The organism is Paenibacillus agricola, assembly GCF_011440305.1.
Classification (GTDB): domain Bacteria; phylum Bacillota; class Bacilli; order Paenibacillales; family NBRC-103111; genus Paenibacillus_S; species Paenibacillus_S agricola.
This window is the reverse complement of record NZ_JAAOIW010000019.1, coordinates 88,211-107,944: the sequence shown is the minus strand read 5'-3', so window position 1 is coordinate 107,944 and position 19,734 is coordinate 88,211. Positions and strand designations below refer to the sequence as shown.

Here is a 19,734-nt window from a genome sequence, read left to right as displayed (position 1 = left end):
AAATTAAAAAGGGGCTGTCATCCATTTATCCTTTTGCATTATAATGACAGAAGCCATCATGGTGATGTTAGTTTACAGAGAGCCCCGGCTGCTGAAAAGGGGTAAAGAATAATCAAACCTATTTTTATGGAAATTGGAGGCATTTCAATGAGTCAACGTTTTCGAATTACAAGAGGATTTCAGGAAAATGGCAATTTGGCGCAAATCATATCTTTAGAAGAGTGCAAACGGTATTTTACATCCAAACCTGATTTTTCCTACACATCAGTGTTTACGGTGTCTGGTGCTACCAGCATGTCCATTGAAGGAGATTTTTTCATGTGGAGCTACGGCGATATAAAGATCCCATTCCGCCATTATCAGGGCGATATTTACGTATCTGGTACCAATGAAGCAGTGATCCCCAAGATGATAGAGGTCGCGGGCGATTTGGGGGCGGAAGTAATGGAAGGATAGTAGCTGTGCTCGCGACAGCACTCATCCGGCAGCTTGCTTTGATGCGCGTGCCGCCGGTCACGCTGCTGCAACCGCGCACGTTCCGGCAACTGAAAGGTAGCCATCTCTCCACGAGTTGGAACCGGTAATAAACTGAGCCATAATGATGGGGCCAAGCGTAGCACCGACGCCCCAGAAGCAATGAAGCCAGCTCAAGTGGTGTGCTTTATAATGAGTAGCCTCGTAGTTGTTTAATGCTGCATCTACCGAGCCAGCGCCTAATCCAAACGGTATTGCGAATAGCATTAACCAAATAAGCGATGGAGACATAGCGAAACCGAGCAGAGCGCCGGCTGTCAGTAAGCAACTGACAAGTGTGACTTTACCCGTTCCGAACCGTTGAATGACGGCTCCACTTGCCAAGCTGGATACAATCGTACCCGCTGATATGACCATAAAAAGCGTGCTGAACGTATACCCCGAAGGATCACTTTTTTCGTTTCCTTTGAAGTTGCGATTAATTCATTAACCATGTTCACCACCGCCTAACCAAACTTATTAAACACATTTAATATGTCAGGGCTATACTATTAGAAATATTTTAATTTGGCAATGGATTGACAGCAACAAAAACACTGCACACTTGACGATGCTTCATCATAAAGGTTATTATAGATAAATAAAGTCTTGGATTGAGGGGGCTCATTCAGTATGAAATATTCAAAAGCTACGAACTATGCCCTTCACACTATGCTCTATCTGGTAGTAGCCACTCCGGATAAACTTGTCGGTGTTCAGCAGTTGGCTGAGCGACAAGAGGTATCGCCTACGTATCTTTCCAAAATATTGACCAAGCTGGTCAAAGCTGGAATGATTGAATCTTCTTCAGGTGCTAATGGTGGCTATAAGCTAAAGCGGAATTGGGAAGAAATTTCGTTTCTGGATATTATTCATGCAATTGAAGGCACCGCTTCTTTTTTAGACTGCGATATCAACCATGGAACAGAGTGCTTGATACAAAAGGTGATGGTTTCGGCGGAAGAGAAGATGGAAGAGTATTTGAGAAGTCAAAAAATTTCTGAGCTTGCCCAAAAATAACAGGGTTTCTGTGAGACACGGTTATTTTTTGCGTATATTATAGATATAAGATATCTTTTATGTCTATATAAAATCTCAATATTAGGAGGAATATAGCTGATGTCAAACCCTTTATTTATCCCAGAGGTATGGGAGTCTGCATGGAAAAATGATCCGCACACACAAGGCTATAAAATGAAAAAGGGAGGGATAGATGCAGCGCAAGGTTTAGGCAAAAGAGCTGCTAGCTTTAATGAACAGTCATTCAATGAGGAAGGAAAGCAGCGAACCAAAAGAATTATACGATGGCTGCAGGGTCAAGGTGTTGACTTTGAGAAAGCATCTATTTTGGATATCGGGGCAGCATCGGGTGTTTTCAGTTTGCCATTTGCCGAACTGGGGGCGACCGTCACTGCTATTGAGCCTTCGGTTCCATTAGCATCGCTGCTGGAAGCGAACATTACGGAACCGCTATCGGGACACATTGAGATAGTACGTGAACAGTTTGAAAATATCTCCATAGAGGAAAAAGCATGGAATGGCAAATTTGATTTGGTATTTGCTTCGATGTGTCCTGCGATTACAGATTGGGAGATGGTAGAAAAAGCCATTAGCTGTGCCAAACAGCATTGTTATATCAGCACTCTGGCTGGCCCCCAAGTACACAGCCTGATTCAGGAGCTTCGACCTGTACTGGGGATAGCAGAGCAACCACCAGGGTCATCAGATACGGCTTATTTGACGCAATTGCTCTATTTAAAAGGCTATTCTTTTGAATCTCTCATTACAAGAGAAGTGAAGACGGCTATGCTTTCCATTGATGAGGCAGTTCGTACTACACTGGAGTGGATGCCACACTATGGCTTTCCTGTGGATGAAGGCTCACTCAAAAAGGCAGAGGGTTACATACGTGAAACCCATAATAAAGGGATGGTCGAAATTCAGCAAGGCGGCCGGTTTGGGAAGGTGCTGGTTCATCTGCAAAATCAGCATATGTATACAAGGGAAGTAGAGTAATGTCAGTCCAAAATCTACTTGGATGGAACCAAGAGGGGAAATCGATTCAATCCTGGATTGCCCACAACGTGAAATAAGGCTAACGATTGAGGTTTTGCGGATAAACGCAAAGCCTGCGTAATTGAAATCCGTCCCTCCAGCAATGGAGGGATTTTTTATGTTGAATCATGCTATGCAATAACGGCTTATTAATTGTTAGAACGAATGGCTCATTCAGGTGCCTGTTGTCTTTATTTTGTTCAGAAAAGGTCCAGAGTAGATATGTTATATTAATCACACAAAAATACTACAAAACTAGACAGAAAGTGAGAGAGTTTGTCCAATCATGTAGGATTTTAGCCTGATTGAACGCATGGAATAAGATAATTATTTTTCAATTTATGCTTTTGGCAAACGTAATATACAATGGAGGGAAAACTTTGGTGCGTAAACTTTGGAATATTAGATTGGCGAAGCTATTAATCGCCGTATTGCTGCTGCAATGTATGCCTTTCTTGCCTGGCGGGCTAAGTGCGGCTCATGCAAATGGAACGGTAACAGAACAAACATATAGCAACGGAAATAACACGGTGCAGTCGAATACTTACAGTGTCATTACGCCGATGTCGAGGTTCACTATGAACAAAACGGTCAGCAGCCAAATAACGGATTATAAATGGGAGAGAGTAACGGTTAATTTACCTCCCGATGCCAGACAAGCCGCGTCGATGGTTTACGACGAGAATGCAGACAATGTGGTCATGTTCGGCGGCCAGGGCAATAGCGGCCTGTTTGATGAAACCTGGATTTGGGATGGTCGCCAGAAAAGCTGGAAGGAAATATTGAATCTTTCTCCCAAGCCCTCCAATCGCCAAGGTGCGGTAATGGCTTATGACGCTGTCAGCAAAAAAGTGCTTTTGTTTGGCGGCGAAGGCCAGTCAGGCGTACTTGGAGATACTTGGCTGTGGAACGGCACTGATGCCACATGGGAAGAAGTAACCGGGCTCATTTCCCATCCTTCAGCTCGAGGTGGAGCGCAGCTTGCCTATGACGGCGAGCAGCTTGTCTTGTTTGGCGGTTATACAGGAAGCGGGAATTCGAAGACGCCGCTTGGCGATACATGGCTATGGGATGGAGCGGCTTGGACACAGGCACAGCCTGACCAGTCCCCGCCGGCTGCATATGGCGGCAAGATGGTCTATGACGGCAATACGGCGGTGCAGTACGGCGGTAATATAGGATCCATCACCGCATCCTATGTGGGTCAGATTTCCACGAAAACGTTCACTCATGACGACAGCTCCCCGCTTTTATGGCAGTGGGATCGTGCGGCCAAGTCTTGGACCTCGACAAATGGTCCGGAAACCTACGGCCGTTGGGGGCAGACCATGGCTTATGACGGAAGGCGCGTTGTGCTCTTTAGTGGGGAACGTGACTATGTTCATATGTACGATCCCAGTCTGGTCGAGAAATTGAAATTGCCTTCGAGCATGTATCCTCCTACGAGAGGCGATTATGCATATGGTTGGACGGGAAGCAATTGGGAACGCTATCCGCTCAATTTATCCACGGAAACCGTCTATCAAAGCAATATGGATAAGGATGGTAAGGTCTATGATGTCCAAATGGACCCCAACCAACTACCGTTTCCACTCAGCTATGCCAGCATGGCGTTTGATGGGAAAAATTTCGTCGTGTTTGGCGGAAATCGTAGCCAAATCAGTATTATGGACAAGGTTTTTGGTTCCGTAGTCGGATCTAAACCTGCGGGCAATATGAATGAAACCTGGGTGTTCGGCTTTACGCCCCCGACAGGTCCAGGCGTAAAGTTTGATGTGGAACAGGCGGATCCGGATAATCCGGATTATCCGGTGATTTATAATTTTGATACACAGAAGGTCAATGATACCGTGAGCGTCATCACGAATGTTTATGACAATGGCACCAGAACCATCTCCTCGCAAGGGGTGGAATACCGTAAGAAGGGAGATAGCGCTTGGATTAAGGTGCCTTATACGGGTTCAATCCCAGAAGTTCCAGCCCCCTTTACCGTTACTATAACGGGTCTGGTCTGGCATCAGGATTATGAGGTTCGAGGCTATGCAGTCAATGAAATCGGCACAAGCTACACAACAACTAAAGATTTTAAGATGGAGAAGGATCCGAATTTATTGCCGCCGGACGTTGTTTTCGACCGAGTTGGTGCATCGTTCTTGCACATAAAGGACAAGAAGCGGCTGGTCGCTGTGGGTACAGGCATTACTAATTTGCTGCGTAAGCCTTTAAACAACATTAATTACTACCTGCAGAGCCAGAATGGTAATAAACCCACATATAAGCTGGATTACAATGTCTTAAATACTCGCCAGTTGGAGCTGACATGGACTCAGGAATTGCCTCCGGGAAAATACGATGTACACCTGGAGCATGTTGACTACAACCCTTATGTATTCACAGAAGGGCTGACAGTGACGGCGCTTGACTTCTACAAGCCGCGCAACTTTGCCCGAGTAGAAGTACCGAGCACATCGGCAAGCAATGAAGTGAACAGCTTGGTGCTGCAAGGTCCTTTTGTAGAGGATCCTTCCAAAGCGAATGAATATGTGCTTACTGATACTTCCGAAGTCGTGTCGATCAATGAATCGGTTATGTTCAAGGGCAGCCGTCTTGTCGTGACCAAGGACATTGAAGCCGGTAAGGCCACAATTACCGGAGAGGGTCGCCTGTACGTCAACGGTGGCGGAGCGTTGGGAGCGAATTTGTCCTACACGATCCAAGAAGGAGCGTTCACGATCTCGTCGGATCGTTTTGCCATCGACTTGAACAGCAGTGTAGCGACCGATTATTTGAATATCGATATGCCTGTGAAGGCGAGCTCGCTTATTTTTACCAAGGATGGCTTGCGTCTGACAGGCGATCTTCAAATCGGTTTGCAGGTAGGCAATCAGAAGGTTACAGATTCTGTAAAGGTTGAAGAAATGAAATTCCGCAATAACCGCTTTGATTTATCAGGCACATTTACAATGAAAAACAGCTTTAAGGTAGGACCGCTCAACGTAAGTGACACCAAATTTGTCATGGACAGCCGCATTCCTTATGTTGGCGTTCAAGGCAAAGGCAGCTTGCCGGATACCGATCTTAGCTTCGATCTCAATATGAAGACCAAGCAGGGACGTCTTGATGGCGTAAACTTTGGCATGTACCGCAAGACGAAGCTGGCCTCGACAGGGCTTCAGGTCAACTATTTGTTCGGTAACGTTGACAAGCTGGCGGAAAAAACGCAAATTCCCCAAAAGTTCAGCGTCACCGGTTCCGTGATGGATGTGATCGTGCCTGAGCTTAAGCATCCACAGGTCGATTACAAATTTAACCTGATCGGAACGGATTCGATCGATATGGATCTTTCCTCCTACGGCTTTAGCGCTAGCGGAACGGAATATTATTACTGGCTGCCTGTGAAGAACATGAACATGCAGACTGTGGTTAACCCAACAACAGCCGGAATAAAAGGGTTGTCCACCCCAGGCTTTGCTTCCAAGGGCGAGATTAACCTATCTGAAGTAGTAAAAGGGGCTATTACCACGCAGTCCTTTAATAAGAAGGGCTTTAATGGGGTGATAAAAGGAAACGTATATGTTCCCAAAGGAATCCCGCGCATTGGCGGGGCGACTGTAAGCAATGTTGCACTTAGTGTTAACGAAACCGGAATCTATGGCACGTTCAAGCATAACGGGGTTGGCGCTAATTTGAAGTATACGTTTGCTAACAATACGATTTTGTTTGAGGTGGAGGCGGAGCCTCCGAAGAAGAAGTGGTGGGAAAAAGCCCTGGATTTCATGGACAGTGTATCCGACTTTATGGACGCAGCCGAACCATGGCTGGATATAGCGGAGGAATTGTTCCTGATGAAGCCGGATTCGGGCAAGCAGGTAACGATTGCTGCGGCTAATCCGTTGAAAAGAGTATTTGATTTAACACCGATTAGCTTGTCCTTCCAAACGGAGGATACGGCGCAAACGGAAGTCAAGGCACGTATTGTCGATGGTAAGCTTACAACGCTTGATCGGACACCGCTGATGACAACAGAAACGAACGGTTCGAGCGGAAAGCTGACCGCCGGTTTTACGGTGGACCGTTCTTACAATTCGCTTATTACACTGACAGGCGATCAGCGATCTGCCGTTCTGAGCGTCCCTGCTGCTTCGGGGCAAATTTCCGAACAAATCGTGTTGCCGGAAGTGTTCTATGATGCTGCCAGCGATACAACCTTTATGCGCGTGTTGCTGCACGCAGGAGACTGGAAGCTTGTTACGAACGGTAACAGCCGTATCCTCGTAAATGAATTGCTGTTTGCGAGCGAATCGCTGACACTTGATCTGTTGGCGGGACTATGGGCGCAAACACCTGAGCGGTCGGTCACATCGATTACCGTGGAGGAACGCGGATCCTATGTGCTGAAGATGGGTGCGGCACAGGACAAGGCTATTGTTTACAAGCCGGATGGACGCCCTTACAGCCTGCAAACGGCGCAGAACCAGCCGGATTGGAACGCCTACCAAGATGCTAACGGCAATCTGTACGCGCTGCTGAATGCTGTGGAGGCGGGAACCTGGATCGTTAGCGCCGGCACCAGTACGACAGCAGTACTGAACACCGTACCTTCGCAGACAACGATTGGAGATGTCGTGCAATGGATGCAAGCCCAAGCTTACCCGACGGCGTTTCAAATGAGACAGACGGGTAATCTCCAGGCGATCGTCGAGATTTATGGGGCAGACGCACAGACAAAGCTGTATACGCCAAAGGGCGAGCTTTATACCCTGCAGCTTGATCCAAACCAATCTGGCATGAATGCCATTTATGATGACATGCAGCATAAGCTGACGGTTCTGCTTACCGATGTTGAGATGAGCGGCCAGTGGAAGGTGGTGAGCAGCAGCTTTACCAGTATTATTGCTTATGAATCCAGCAGGAAGCTCAAATCGATCAAGCCTTTGATGATGGAAGGACGATTTGGTAAGTATTTCCAAATATCGGAGAATGGCAATTATATGCTGACGGTCAGCGGTGGAGATGCTAACACGGTGATCACCGCCCCGGACGGCTCGACGTATACCTTGAACTTTGAAGCTCCAAACGGCAACGCCTACCTACAACCGGCGGCAGACCGGTTGCCTAGTGCAGGCTCTGGTGGAGATCCGCTCCAGCAGACGCAGATTAACACACCAAATCCTGTGCATGACGGACGAGATATGCTTTACGTCTCGCTGCTGGACGCACCTGCGGGCAAATGGATGGTCCAAAATACGAAAAAGGTTGAACTGCAAATTCAGAAGCTAATTGCGCTGCCAGCTATCAAGGCGTCTGTATCGCCTGTTTCCGTCGCAGTCAACCGTATTCATGTATCGTGGTCGATGGAGAACGCCGCACCTGGTACAGAAGTGAGGGTTATGCTTACGGACAGCGCAGAAAATGATATCGGAGAAGTGGTCGCCGAAGGTCTGCCTGCTTACGGCAGTACAACCCTCGATATTCCCGCTATGACGATGCCTGGGACTTATTACTTGTCCGTGGAGGGCGCAAAAACCGGTAATGCTCCAGTTTATGCAATTGCTGAAGGAACAGTTGAGGTAACAGCTCCCTATACACTTAACGCACCAGAGCAGCCTGAGGTGCTCTCTACAGGGAATGGAGAAGTGTCGCTGCGCTTTGCATCCATATCGGGAGATGTAACGGCTTATCGGATTTGGGTCAGCGGAGGTGCAAACGGACAAGCAGCCGCTCCGATCATGGACTTTACCCCGCAAACGGGAAATTGGCAGAATGCGGTTGTAACCGGCTTGCCTGCCGGAGCTTCGTATACCTTTGCGGTATCGGCAATTGGACAAGAGCAAGGACGTTTGGTATTAAGCCCTCAATCCGCGATTGTGGCATCGGAGCTTCCTGTACCTCAGCCGGCCGCTATGGGGGTATCGCTTGACTCAGGCTCACATGTATCAAGTGAACGCACCTATACGGCATTTGACGGAACGGTGGAAACGCTGCTGCTTACAACGGCTGAGCAGGCTTCCTTGAAGGTAATGACAGATCAAAACACATCGCTTGTCCTGTCTGTCAACGGGGAGCAGCTTGGCAGTGGACAAGTATCGGCAAACGGAACTTATGCGTTTGTGCTGCATACCCTGCTTAACGTAAGCATGCTAAAAGAGCGGGAATACAATCTGTTGATCGAAGCGGTCAATGAGAAAGGCGACCGTAGCACTGTGTACCGTAAGCTTGTTGTTGATCGTACCGGTCCGCTGCTTATCGCGTCCGGAGGCGATGATGCTCAAGGCAAGCCGATTGCGTTGAACGGGACGGTTACTGCTGACAGCAAGGTTTATATTACCGGCCAAACGGATGCGGGAGCGAAGCTTGTCATCAATGGAATAAACGTCCCTCTGAATGATGAAGGACGCTTCGTCTATTATGCTCCGCTCGATTGGGTAACCCAAGCGGATCGGAACGTGATCAAAATTACGGCATCCGATATGATTGGCAATAAAACGGAGTCTGGCTTTGAGGTGCTGCGGGATGTAGTAGGAGCGATCCCGGATTACCCTGGTGATCTTGCCGCTCTAACGACAGGAAGTGCTACTATGAGCACGCCTTATACGTTTGGCACAACCTCGTATCAAGCATTGGCTTACTCGGATAAGGTTCGTGTCTATGCGGTTCCAATGGCTGCATCCTCCGTAGTTTCTGTAGACGGACAGGCGCTTCCAGAAAGCGGCTATGTGGATGTAGATGTGCCTGCTACGGGGCGTAACGTGCAAATATGGGTTCACCCTAGTAATGCATCAGATAAGCTATACACGCTGCAAATTCATAAAACGGGCTCCAGCGTGGCGGTATTGCGTACATTGAAGCTGAAAAACACTACGGCTTTGCAAACAGGTGAAGATCTCGCAGCGCAAGCCTTTACAGGAGCGGAAGAGAGCTATACCGTCCATGTGGGCAACACCGTTGACAGTGTTACCTTGACGCCTGGCGCCTTGGATGCGGGGTCAGGCATAAAGGTGAAGGGACAAGCCGTTCAGAATGGACAAGCTTCCCAAACGATTCAGCTGCAGGTAGGCGAGAATCAAATACCTGTGGCTGTCACTTCACCAGACAGCAAGGAAACGCGCAGTTATAAGGTAGTCGTATTGCGGGAGCCAAGCAGTGATGCGCGGCTGCAGCAGTTGGGATTGGCTACAAACGGAGCAGAGCTGGTGTCCGCCTTTAATCCGGCTACATTGAATTATCAGGTGCTTGTACCCTATGCGACTGGAGCTTTTACGCTTCTGCCCGTTGCCGAACAGCTTGATGCAACGATTCACATTGAGGGTCAAGCCGTAACGAAGGGTACTGCGCTATCGATTCCGTTTACGAAGGCTGCACAAACCTTTGCGATTGAGGTAAGCGCCCAGGACGGCACCAAGCTCACGTATACCATTTCCGTATTGCGGCAGCAGGCATCGCCTGTACAGCCGCCTTTATTGGCGAGTTTGATGGCGGGTGCTGGCTTGGACAGTGCCTTCACTCCTTATAAGCTAAACTATGGAACCATTGGAAAAACCACGAACAGTGGAACGTCAGTAACGGCGATTTCCAATGACCCCCTGGCGAAAGTGACAGTAAAGGGCGTATCTTTGAAGGGCGGCGGCAGCTTCACAACTAATCTCGATATGGGGCTGAACACCATTATCGTGAGTGTCGAATCCGCTGATTTAACCACCTCGCAGACTTACTCTATCGATGTGGAGCGTATACGGAATCAATCTGCAGCTTCGGCCCCGAACGAGCGTCATACCACGATTTCAGGCGGCGCTGGAGGCTGGACGGATCAAACCTCAATCGTTCGGACAAGCACGGAAGAGGGAAGGATAATCGATACAGTGAAGCTGGATGCGGAAATAGCGCGCAGCATACTGGAAAAAGCGGTTCAGAACAAGGACAGGATCGCTCGCATCTATTTGACCGATGTGCCGGATATGCCTTCGGATGAGTGGATTGTCAACATGAATACCGATTTCGTGAGCTTGCTTGCAGATGGCGGCTTATCGCTGCAAATCGTGATGCCTGACGCGCAGCTCACTTTATCTGCAGCTTCCCTGCAGCAGATGGCTAAAGACGGAAAAGATGCTTATTTCCGAGTTGTACCGATCCGTGATTCTGCTGAGCGCAGCGAGGTTAAATCACGTGTCCAGACTGCCGAGCTGGTGCAAAATGTGGCAGGCAGTCAACCGGTCGCGATTATTGGCCAACCGATTATGATTGAAACTAATTACTCTGGATACACGACAGAGCTGTTGTTACCGCTGAATAACATGGCATTGCCTGAAAATGGGGCTGCCGCCAATCAAATTTTATCCGAGCTGGCTGTTTATATCGAGCACAGCGATGGTAACAAGGCGCTATCGCAAGGAGAAATCCGTTATGATGCCGATGGCAAATTGGTTGGTATAGCTATTGAAATCAATAAGTTCAGTACATTTACCGTCATTCAGAAGAATGGAGCAGATGCAGTGCTGCAGCCTTATTTGAACGGCTACCAAGATGGCACCTTCCGCCCGTCTCAAGCAATCACGCGTGCGGAATTGGCGACGATTTTACATCGCGTTGGTGTTCGCAACTCCTCGGACGAAGCGGTCACCGCACAAGAGACTGGTTATCCTGATGTTGCTCAAGGACATTGGGCGGCAATAGCAATCACGCACATGCAAAGCGTGGGCATGATGCTCGGCGATAACAACGGGCAGTTCCGCCCTGACGACGCCATTACCCGCGGGGAACTGGCCACCATTGCTGCAAGGCTGATCTCGGCAGCCGCGGCTGGTCTTGCATCGACTGGGGATTACAGTGATACACAAGGGCATTGGGCTTTCGAAGCGATCAAGAAAGCTTCGCAGTCAGGCATTTTGGAGGGTTATCCAGACGGTACCTTCCAGCCGGAAAGCAAGCTGAATCGTGCGGAAGCAGTGAAGGTGTTGAACAGATTGTTTGAACGACCGACTGCAGGCGTGAAGGCCTCCAGTTGGCCGGATGTACCGCAGGACCATTGGGCGATCCAAGAAATTGAGTCGGCTTCCGGAACAGTGAGGCTAGTATCCGATGGCAGCGTATTAGTAACACCCAACCATTAATAAATGAAAAGCTATGAACGTTAAAGCCCATGAGCCTAACCAGCTCATGGGCTTTCGTTTTGCCTGCCGCTTCTTGGGAAGCTTGTGCTTGGAGAGGGCGGAAGCATTTGCCCAAGAACTATGCCAGGAGGCTTTACAGCAAGCGATCCATTCCGCAGATAAAGTTTTGCAGCAAGAGTCACGTAAACCGCGAATTTTTTTCGTGTGGCTCGTTGCTTTCACTGGCGAATAATCCAAAAATACGGCTATGCTGCTTTGATATCTTATATCTGTCACGTTTCCGATTCCTAAATCGTCTTACATGCATCTAACTGGAAAAGGAAGGTGCAGAAGATGTCGAGCATCAGCGAAATGAAATGGGACGTGGTCGTCATAGGAGCCGGAATGGCAGGATTGACAGCTTCCGTGTATTTGGCAAGGGCTGGGCGGAAAGTACTACTGCTAGAGAAAGCAGTAGAGCCTGGCGGTAGAGCCGCAACGAAAAATATAGCCGGCTCCTGGATGAATCTGGGCCCGCATGCGCTCTATAAAACTGCGTTAGGGATTTTGCAGGAGGTTGGCGTTACGCCGACAGGTGCGATGCCAAAGCCGAACAGCTTACTTATTTACAAACAACCGAAAGGTGGAGATATTGCCCTGCCTCTGTTTCAGTTTCTGCTGGGCTCGTTCCTTAAATGGTCAGAGAAAACCCAGTTGATTCGATTCTACGCCCAGATGCGCAAGGAGGACACCTCCATTCTTCAGAACGTTAGTCTGGAGAAATATTTGGAGACCCGCCTCCCCAGCCCGCGTGTTCGCAATGCCGTACTTGCGCTTATACGCACGTCCACGTATTGCAGCGCACCGGATTTGCTCAGCGCCGGTGCGGCGATCGTACAGCTGCAGCACGGGCAAGTGCTATATGTAGATGGAGGCTGGCGAACCCTCGTAGATCCCTTAAAAGAACAGGCGCTGGCTGCGGGTGTGACGATCCGATGCGGTTGCCCGGTGCGAACCATCACGGGAAATGTACCGGAAATGTCAGTCTCCCTAAAGGACGGAGTGCTGCTGAAGGCTCACCAGGTCTTGTCCACTGTCGGGCCGAAAGAAACATTGGCACTCCTTGACCCTGCCCTGCAGCCGGAGGACGCGGCGATATTCGAGCAGCTCGTTCCCATTCAGGCAGCATGCCTGGATCTGGTTATGACCGAAATGCCAAATCCTAAAACGACCTTCGCCATGGGTGCCGATTATCCTTGGTATTTCTCCAACCATTCAGCCATCGCTAAGTTTAGCGATAATCCTAAACAAATGGTCGTACATGTTATGAAATATTTGCGTCCGGGAGAGGATTCGAACTCCAAGCAGGATGAACATGAATTGGAGCAGTTTCTTGACTTGATCCAGCCTCGCTGGCGCCTACATGTTGTCCAGCGCCGTTTTCTGCCGCACCTGCTCGTATCGCATGCTGTTGTTGACGCGGCAAGCGGTGGCTACGCTGGAAGGCCTGGTCCTGTCGTCAAAGGACGCAAAGGACTGTTCGTTGCAGGCGACTGGGTGGGCGCTGAGGGCATGCTGCTGGGCGCTTCGCTGGCTAGCGCCAAGAGCGCCGCGCATTGTATAATAAACGGCAAAGACCATAGTAAAGAAGGGAATTCACTTGGAGCTTGATTCAGCTTACTTGAGCTTTCGTCCGCTCCTTCTGTCCATTGCCTATCGGATGCTGGGCTCGGTGTCCGACGCGGAGGATTTGGTGCAGGATGTCTTTCTTATAGCCCGGAAGTGGGACACGAATAAAGAAGGCGATCACGTTCGCAACCTTAAAGCCTATTTGTGTAAGATCGTTACGAACCGCTGCCTCGACTTCCTGAAATCCGCTCGCAAAAAAAGAGAGGTATACATCGGTCCGTGGCTGCCGGAGCCGCTTGTTCAGCATTATACAATTGAATCGGGCCAAGATCCTCTGCAGACGATCATGCTGGAGGATACAATCTCGTATGCGTTTCTTATTCTACTTGATCGGCTTACGCCGGTCGAACGCGCGGTCTTCATTCTCCGCGAAGCTTTCGATTATGATTACCGCGACATAGCGGATATGATTGGTAAAACAGAGCTGGGCTGCCGCAAAATTTTCAGCCGCCTGAAGCGCAAAATTCAAGCTGAGCCCGATACTCCACGGACTGACGAAGCGCAGTCCGTGGAGCTCGTTCATCGTTTTCTGCATGCCGCCTCTACAGGAAATATGCATGCGCTTGTCGCGACACTGACCGAAGATATCGCCGTTTACACCGACGGTGGAGGCAAAGTGCACGCTGCGATCCGTGCGATCAGAACGATGCCACGCGTTGCGGCAATGGTGCAAGGACTTTCTTCGAAGATGGATGGTCAAACTCGAATTCGTACTGCTCGGATCAACGGAGCGGTCGGGCTGATTGTAAGCAGTTCCGACGATCGTTTTAACGCGGTCATCAGCTTCCAGATCAGAGCTAACCGCATCCATAATATTTATATCTTGCGGAACCCGGACAAGCTTCGACACTTAAACCTATGAGCGACGCTGGCAGCCATATCTGGCTACGTCAGGCTTGGTGTCGTAGACGAGCACAGCCTGGAATTCATCCCGTATCCTGTATATCAAAAGGGCGACATCTAAATGTGTAAAGGGTATAATAAATGGGCACATATAAACACTAAAAGAACCTTGTGTTGATATATAGAATGCAGGTAACTAAAAATCCGAATGCGAAAAAAGGAGATACGATGACAGAAAAAAAAGTAACCACAGAAGCAGGAGAAGCAGGCTGGAACTTCGACAACAGTTATGCTCGTCTGCCAAAATCAGTTTATAGCTTGCTGGGTCCAACCCATATACGCTCACCAAAGCTGGTCATTCTTAATGATCCTTTAGCAGCGTCCCTCGGGCTGAACGGTCAAGCGTTGCGCGGCAATGATGGCGTAGCGGCGCTTGCTGGAGCCCAGATTCCCGAAGGTGCTTTGCCTCTTGCTCAAGCTTATGCGGGGCATCAATTCGGGCATTTTAACATGCTAGGGGATGGTCGGGCTCTGCTGCTTGGTGAACAAATCACTCCACTAGGTGAGCGGTTTGATATTCAGCTCAAGGGTTCAGGTAAAACTCCATACTCCCCCCGAGGCGATGGTCGAGCGGCACTTGGGCCAATGCTGCGCGAATACATGATCAGCGAAGCCATGTACGCACTTGGTATTCCTACCACCCGAAGCCTTGCAGTGGTGGAAACGGGCGAGTCAGTATTCCGCGAGACCGAGCAACCAGGTGCGATTCTGGTCCGCGTGGCCGCCAGTCATCTGCGTGTCGGCACCTTTCAATACGTTGCCCATTGGGGCACAGCCGAGGATCTCCAGGCTATGGCTGATTATACCTTGCAAAGACATGTTCCAGAAGCTGCTGCTGAGGGGAACCGCTATCTTTTCCTGCTTCAGGAAGTGATCAAACGTCAGGCCAAGCTGATTGCCAATTGGCAGCTCGTTGGCTTTATTCATGGGGTGATGAACACCGACAACATGGCGCTTAGTGGAGAAACCATTGATTATGGACCTTGTGCCTTCATGGACGTCTATGACCCGGCAACAGTATTCAGCTCCATTGACATGCAGGGCCGCTATGCGTATGGCAATCAGCCGCGTATTGCCGTGTGGAATCTCGCGAGATTTGCTGAAACCTTATTGCCGCTGCTGCATGCCAACGAGGAGGAGGCTGTCAAACTGGCTGAGGATGCACTCTCAGAATTTGCAAGGTTGTACCAGAATAATTGGCTCTCGGGAATGAGGGCAAAGCTGGGGATTTTTAACGAAGAGCCAGAGGATGAAGCTCTCATTGAAGACCTACTCAGCTTGATGCAAAAGCATGGTGCAGACTTCACCAATACCTTTCTCGCATTAACCTTTGACAAGCCGGAGGATACGGTTTTGTTTGGCATCACGGCATTTTCCCAGTGGCATGAGCTGTGGCAGGCGAGACTAGGCAGGCAGCCGGAGCCCAAAGCTTCCTCGCATCAGTTGATGAAAAACAACAATCCCGCGCTAATCCCGCGCAACCATCGGGTAGAAGACGCACTTGAAGCCGCGGTGAACCAAGGCGATTACAGCGTGATGGAGCGGCTGCTGGCGGTTCTTTCAAGTCCCTATGCGCACTCTGCCGAACAGGCTGAATACTCCACACTGCCTGCACCATCAGGGCGCGCTTACCAAACCTTTTGCGGTACCTGACTTAGCGTTCTCCCAGCACTTTAATAATAGCAAACGAGGCATTCCCGAAGATCTTGGAAACGTAGGGAATGCTGGAAGGGAAACCATGATGCCACAGCTTTCATAATAGGATCCCCCAGGCTGAAACGAAACCTCCTTTGATTCGTATAGAAGAATAAAGGGAGGTTTATCCATGTTACGAAAATTGGTAGGTAAGCTGTTAAGTAAGCTATTCTATAAGCTTATGAATAAATCGACCCGTGGTGGTTCCCACTACAGGGGGCAGAGCGGATATAGGAATAACCAGCGGCATCAACAGTATGGACATAGTTATTACAAAAAGAAAAGATCCTCCAGCTCTAGCAGCTAATCAGAATCTGTTAGGCTTTGAAGGATTCGCTGGATCTCAAGAATGATGTCTTGTGCCTGACCAAAAGGCTGCTCCATCTCTAACAAACAACGAAGCAGTCTTTTGGTATGGGGATGGATATTCAACTCCTCGTCCCAACCCATATTTTTAGCAGTAGAGGCATTCTTGTCTTCGGTATAGGTGCTATACAACAGAAAAAGCAATAAGTGACCGATTGCGTAAAAATCACTGGACCTATGAAGCCGCCTTCGCAATACGTTCTCCGATGCATGTCCGCCTTCAATCTCAAGAGGCTCAAGATCATTCTCATTTGGTGTTACACCCCGTAAATCTCGAGCCAATCCCCAATCGATTAACTTAACCATATCGCCAGCAACGATCACATTCGTTAAGCTAATATCTCGATGTACGACGCCAACTGAGTGAATATAGCCAATCACTTCTAATAGCTTTGAAATAAGCTGTAGCGATTCAAGCTCCGTGTATGTACAATTTTTATGGAAGAGCAAGGTTGCCAAATTTTCCCCTTCCATATATTGCATCGTAAAGCTTAAGTGCTGGCGATATGTGAATGGCTCCAGCAAGGTTGGAATACCTAGATGGTTAAGGCGTCCCAGCATGTTGGTTTCCTGATCGTATATCCATCTACTTCTGGACTTACTACCTTTGAGGGGGCTTATCCGCTTTAACACACAGGGTTGGCCCGTATGCTGGTCCTTGCATAAATAAGCGACGCCATAGTTTCCCCTACCAAGTCGTTGCTGGATGTGGTATCGACCTAGAATGAGAGTGCCTTGGCGAAACCATATTTCACTGCAAAATCGAAGTCCAGACTGGATTTTGCTTTGTATATAGAGAGTAAACGGTTTTCTATAAGGGGGTTGAGCCATCATCTGGTTTGCAGCCTCCTGTTGGGCAAGGATCATAATAAACGCATACTTCCAACTCGTTTCAATACATATTTATTAAAAGAGGCGATAGTGGGTATCGTTATCATATTCATTATACAATCAGCTTACATGGATTCACCAGTGATCCGGTTGACCCCGATCTGCTTCTTACTACCGAACGTATCTGCTATACTAGAGAGAAAAAAGGGGGAAGCCATGATGCCGCAGCTTACAATAAGAGGAATCCCGGCGGAACGGATTAGAGAGGTAAGCCAACCCATGCTGGAGGAACTGGCTGCCATCTGTGAATGCGGAACGGACAATTTCATGATCGACTGCATGGAGACAACGTCCGTTTTTGCCGGGCAAAGGGTGGACACGTATCCGTTTATTGAGATCTCCTGGTTTGAGCGGGGAACGGAAACCAGAGACCGATTTGCCTTTGCATTGACGAAGCATATCCATGCTATCGGTATTGAGGAAGTGGAGCTTGCTTTCAAGATTTACAGTGAGGATGCCTATTATATTAACGGCAAACGATTTAATCTGCTGTAACCCATCGGGCAGAACTTGCTGGGGCATATGAAGGTCTGTGAAGATTATGTCAAAAGACGCTTTTTTTATTAATAGCTTGGCGATTAACAGGCCGGGATTCCTTGATAGATAAAGGATCCCGGTCTATTACATTCATTATCATCTTATCTTAAGAATCAAACTTTTTCTATTTCTCATACATTAGGATTTTCCAGACCATTTAATCTAATATTAGTAAAAAAATCAATCGGCTTAATTCCAAGTATCCAAATGCATCTTAACGAACTGCTCAAACGAAAGAGGAGCATGACCTGTTACCCTCATTACTGTGTCTGTTACTTGGTTTTCGCTTCCCTCTTCACGAATTTTTGCATCTAAACCTGCAAGAAACTCGGCGTATACATTTGGGATGCCTGCCTGAGTCAGTGCTTCTTGTAATTTTTTATCGGAAAGAGATATGTGCTTAATGGATTTGCCAAGAGCAAAATTTAGGATTTGGGCTACATCACCATAGGTTAAGCTTTGAGGTCCTGTAATAACATGTGCTGTATTGTGAGGTTGTTTATCAGTCAAAGCTCTTACGGCTACATCTGCTATATCATTTGCACTAACAAATCCGATTTTGCCATCTCCAGCAGCGCTATAAATGGCATTGTTGTTTTTTATTGTGCCTGCGTGATGACTTTCTGTGAAATTTTCCATGAAGTATGAGGGTTGAAGTACGGTCCATTCAGGTGCCAATTGTTTTATAACTTGATGAACCTCTCCTAGCACAGGACCATTCTCGGAAATCGATGCGCTGCTTAGCAGTACAAATCTTTTCACCCCATTTTCAATCGCTTTTTTGATAAAGGGTTCCATGATATTGACAGGATTCATGTCACCAACTGGTGCAATCATATAGACGTTGCTTACATCTGAGAGTGCGGCTGGATAGGTCGACTCATCGTACCAATCAAAGCGGACATAGTCGGAATCGGTTTGATCGGATCGATTACTACGGCCAGTTGTACGAACAGAATATTGAAGCTCCTTAAGTTTAGAAGAAATACGTCTGCCTGTCTTACCGCGCCCACCTGTTACAAGGGTTACATTTAAATTTGTCATTTTCATACTCCTGTCATACTGAATTTTTATTAAAGTTGCTGGAATTCGCCGTAAATGGTCTCAAGTGAAATTACGGACTAATCAGTCTAAAATATCTAAAAATATAATGAAGCGGTTTTCCACTTCATTAATAATCTAGCGTAGATAGGGTTACATTGGATATATCAGCTAGTACTTTAGGATCAGTAGTTAATTTTGCCGCCTGTGTTAGCGAATATCTGGCATGAATTAAATACCTAGCCAACGACAAAAGATCATCATGACGATTACTCAGTTCACCTTGCTCTTGAGCACGGATTAATGCGTTATGAAATGCTTTTTCCAATCGCTGCATATCTTGTTTGAAAAACTCAGCTAATACCGGATCGTGAGGAATTTGATCAATAGCGCTTTGCATAATGAAACATTCCTTGCAGCGTATTTCATCCTGTAGTACAGCAACAATCTCATGAAATATATGCGAAATCGTTTCCTTCACTGAACCTGGGGTATCAAGCATGGCTATAACCATTCCGGTTTTCTCATTTACGTAGTGTTTTACTGCAGTTGTAAAGAGGTCCCGTTTCGTGCCATAAGTATCATATAAGCTTTGCCGCGCGATACCTAGTCCATCAAGCAGATTTTGTAGTGAGGTTCCCTCATACCCGTAATGACCAAATACCTCCATGGCCTTGTGAAGGACAAGTGCTGTATCGAATTCCTTATTCCTTCCCAAATTAATGATCCTCCTTTCTAAAATGATTATATCCATTATAGACTAAACAGTCAAATATAAATTTTTGTTGTGTTGAAAGCGCTCATTCGGGGAATTAGCGTGGGTCTTTTGAATGATTCACATAGTCATGACCCTAATGGTAAAATGATAAAATCTATCATAGTATGTGAAATTTTCACATGAGGACTTGACCAGGATCTGAAGCAGACTGCAACAGGTTAAGCAAGGCTTGCTGGATGT

Annotated in this window: 13 protein-coding genes and 1 pseudogene; 10 read left to right on the top strand and 4 right to left on the bottom strand. The window is 47.9% G+C overall.

The window, feature by feature from the left end; translation table 11 throughout:
* The first annotated feature begins 147 nt into the window (after window positions 1–147).
* Entirely contained in the window at window positions 148–456 is a 309-nt protein-coding gene (locus G9U52_RS32460) for a hypothetical protein (protein ID WP_166155496.1), read from the top strand.
* Between the two features lie 69 nt (window positions 457–525).
* Here the strand turns inward: G9U52_RS32460 and G9U52_RS32455 are convergent.
* Window positions 526–909: pseudogene (locus G9U52_RS32455) on the bottom strand (MFS transporter); the annotation flags it as partial.
* A 237-nt stretch (window positions 910–1,146) separates the two neighbouring features.
* Between G9U52_RS32455 and G9U52_RS32450 the strand changes: the two are divergent.
* The 8 genes from G9U52_RS32450 to G9U52_RS32415 all read left to right on the top strand — a co-directional run bounded on the left by G9U52_RS32450 (window position 1,147) and on the right by G9U52_RS32415 (window position 16,248).
* Window positions 1,147–1,533: an Rrf2 family transcriptional regulator gene (locus G9U52_RS32450; RefSeq protein WP_166155492.1), complete on the top strand. Its 387-nt coding sequence runs from the start codon at window positions 1,147–1,149 to the stop codon at window positions 1,531–1,533.
* Window positions 1,534–1,632: 99 nt separating this feature from the next.
* Window positions 1,633–2,529 (top strand): class I SAM-dependent methyltransferase, encoded by an 897-nt coding sequence (locus tag G9U52_RS32445; protein WP_166155490.1) that lies wholly within the window; start codon window positions 1,633–1,635, stop codon window positions 2,527–2,529.
* Window positions 2,530–2,951: 422 nt separating this feature from the next.
* Window positions 2,952–11,675: a cadherin-like beta sandwich domain-containing protein gene (locus G9U52_RS32440; protein ID WP_311764962.1), complete on the top strand. Its 8,724-nt coding sequence runs from the start codon at window positions 2,952–2,954 to the stop codon at window positions 11,673–11,675.
* Between the two features lie 13 nt (window positions 11,676–11,688).
* Window positions 11,689–11,907 (top strand): hypothetical protein, encoded by a 219-nt coding sequence (locus G9U52_RS32435; protein WP_166155486.1) that lies wholly within the window; start codon window positions 11,689–11,691, stop codon window positions 11,905–11,907.
* Between the two features lie 101 nt (window positions 11,908–12,008).
* Entirely contained in the window at window positions 12,009–13,325 is a 1,317-nt protein-coding gene (locus G9U52_RS32430) for a phytoene desaturase family protein (RefSeq protein WP_166155484.1), read from the top strand.
* Complete coding sequence (locus G9U52_RS32425; protein ID WP_166155482.1) at window positions 13,315–14,205, top strand: RNA polymerase sigma-70 factor; 891 nt, start codon at window positions 13,315–13,317, stop codon at window positions 14,203–14,205. Before G9U52_RS32430 ends, G9U52_RS32425 begins: the two co-directional genes overlap by 11 nt.
* A gap of 209 nt (window positions 14,206–14,414) precedes the next feature.
* Window positions 14,415–15,899, top strand: coding sequence for a protein adenylyltransferase SelO (locus tag G9U52_RS32420; RefSeq protein ID WP_166155480.1), 1,485 nt, complete (start codon window positions 14,415–14,417; stop codon window positions 15,897–15,899).
* Window positions 15,900–16,071: 172 nt separating this feature from the next.
* The gene (locus G9U52_RS32415) at window positions 16,072–16,248 is read left to right on the top strand and encodes a hypothetical protein (RefSeq protein ID WP_166155478.1); all 177 of its coding nucleotides are present in this window, start codon (window positions 16,072–16,074) and stop codon (window positions 16,246–16,248) included.
* On the opposite strand, the gene G9U52_RS32410 is transcribed toward G9U52_RS32415, so the two are convergent.
* Entirely contained in the window at window positions 16,245–17,141 is an 897-nt protein-coding gene (locus G9U52_RS32410) for a serine/threonine protein kinase (protein ID WP_166155476.1), read from the bottom strand. The two genes, G9U52_RS32415 and G9U52_RS32410, sit on opposite strands and share 4 nt — an antisense overlap.
* A 213-nt stretch (window positions 17,142–17,354) precedes the next feature.
* Here G9U52_RS32410 and G9U52_RS32405 point away from each other — a divergent pair, with 213 nt between their 5' ends.
* On the top strand, window positions 17,355–17,693 hold the full coding sequence (locus tag G9U52_RS32405) for a DUF1904 family protein (RefSeq protein WP_375790303.1): 339 nt from the start codon (window positions 17,355–17,357) through the stop codon (window positions 17,691–17,693).
* A gap of 231 nt (window positions 17,694–17,924) precedes the next feature.
* On the opposite strand, the gene G9U52_RS32400 is transcribed toward G9U52_RS32405, so the two are convergent.
* Window positions 17,925–18,779 carry an ergot alkaloid biosynthesis protein gene (locus tag G9U52_RS32400; protein ID WP_166155474.1) on the bottom strand — a complete coding sequence of 285 codons (855 nt, stop codon included), beginning with the start codon at window positions 18,777–18,779 and terminating at the stop codon, window positions 17,925–17,927.
* 127 nt (window positions 18,780–18,906) lie between these two features.
* Complete coding sequence (locus tag G9U52_RS32395) at window positions 18,907–19,494, bottom strand: TetR/AcrR family transcriptional regulator (protein ID WP_166155472.1); 588 nt, start codon at window positions 19,492–19,494, stop codon at window positions 18,907–18,909.
* Window positions 19,495–19,734: the final 240 nt, after the last annotated feature.

What these genes read in the sequence shown, in the direction of transcription:
- G9U52_RS32460 (WP_166155496.1), top strand. Translation starts at nt 148, where the DNA reads ATGAGTCAACGTTTTCGAATTACAAGAGGATTTCAGGAAAATGGCAAT.
- G9U52_RS32450 (WP_166155492.1), top strand. Translation starts at nt 1,147, where the DNA reads ATGAAATATTCAAAAGCTACGAACTATGCCCTTCACACTATGCTCTAT.
- G9U52_RS32445 (WP_166155490.1), top strand. Translation starts at nt 1,633, where the DNA reads ATGTCAAACCCTTTATTTATCCCAGAGGTATGGGAGTCTGCATGGAAA.
- G9U52_RS32435 (WP_166155486.1), top strand. Translation starts at nt 11,689, where the DNA reads ATGAACGTTAAAGCCCATGAGCCTAACCAGCTCATGGGCTTTCGTTTT.
- G9U52_RS32430 (WP_166155484.1), top strand. Translation starts at nt 12,009, where the DNA reads ATGTCGAGCATCAGCGAAATGAAATGGGACGTGGTCGTCATAGGAGCC.
- G9U52_RS32420 (WP_166155480.1), top strand. Translation starts at nt 14,415, where the DNA reads ATGACAGAAAAAAAAGTAACCACAGAAGCAGGAGAAGCAGGCTGGAAC.
- G9U52_RS32415 (WP_166155478.1), top strand. Translation starts at nt 16,072, where the DNA reads ATGTTACGAAAATTGGTAGGTAAGCTGTTAAGTAAGCTATTCTATAAG.
- G9U52_RS32410 (WP_166155476.1), bottom strand. Translation starts at nt 17,141, where the DNA reads ATGATGGCTCAACCCCCTTATAGAAAACCGTTTACTCTCTATATACAA.
- G9U52_RS32405 (WP_375790303.1), top strand. Translation starts at nt 17,355, where the DNA reads ATGATGCCGCAGCTTACAATAAGAGGAATCCCGGCGGAACGGATTAGA.
- G9U52_RS32400 (WP_166155474.1), bottom strand. Translation starts at nt 18,779, where the DNA reads ATGACAAATTTAAATGTAACCCTTGTAACAGGTGGGCGCGGTAAGACA.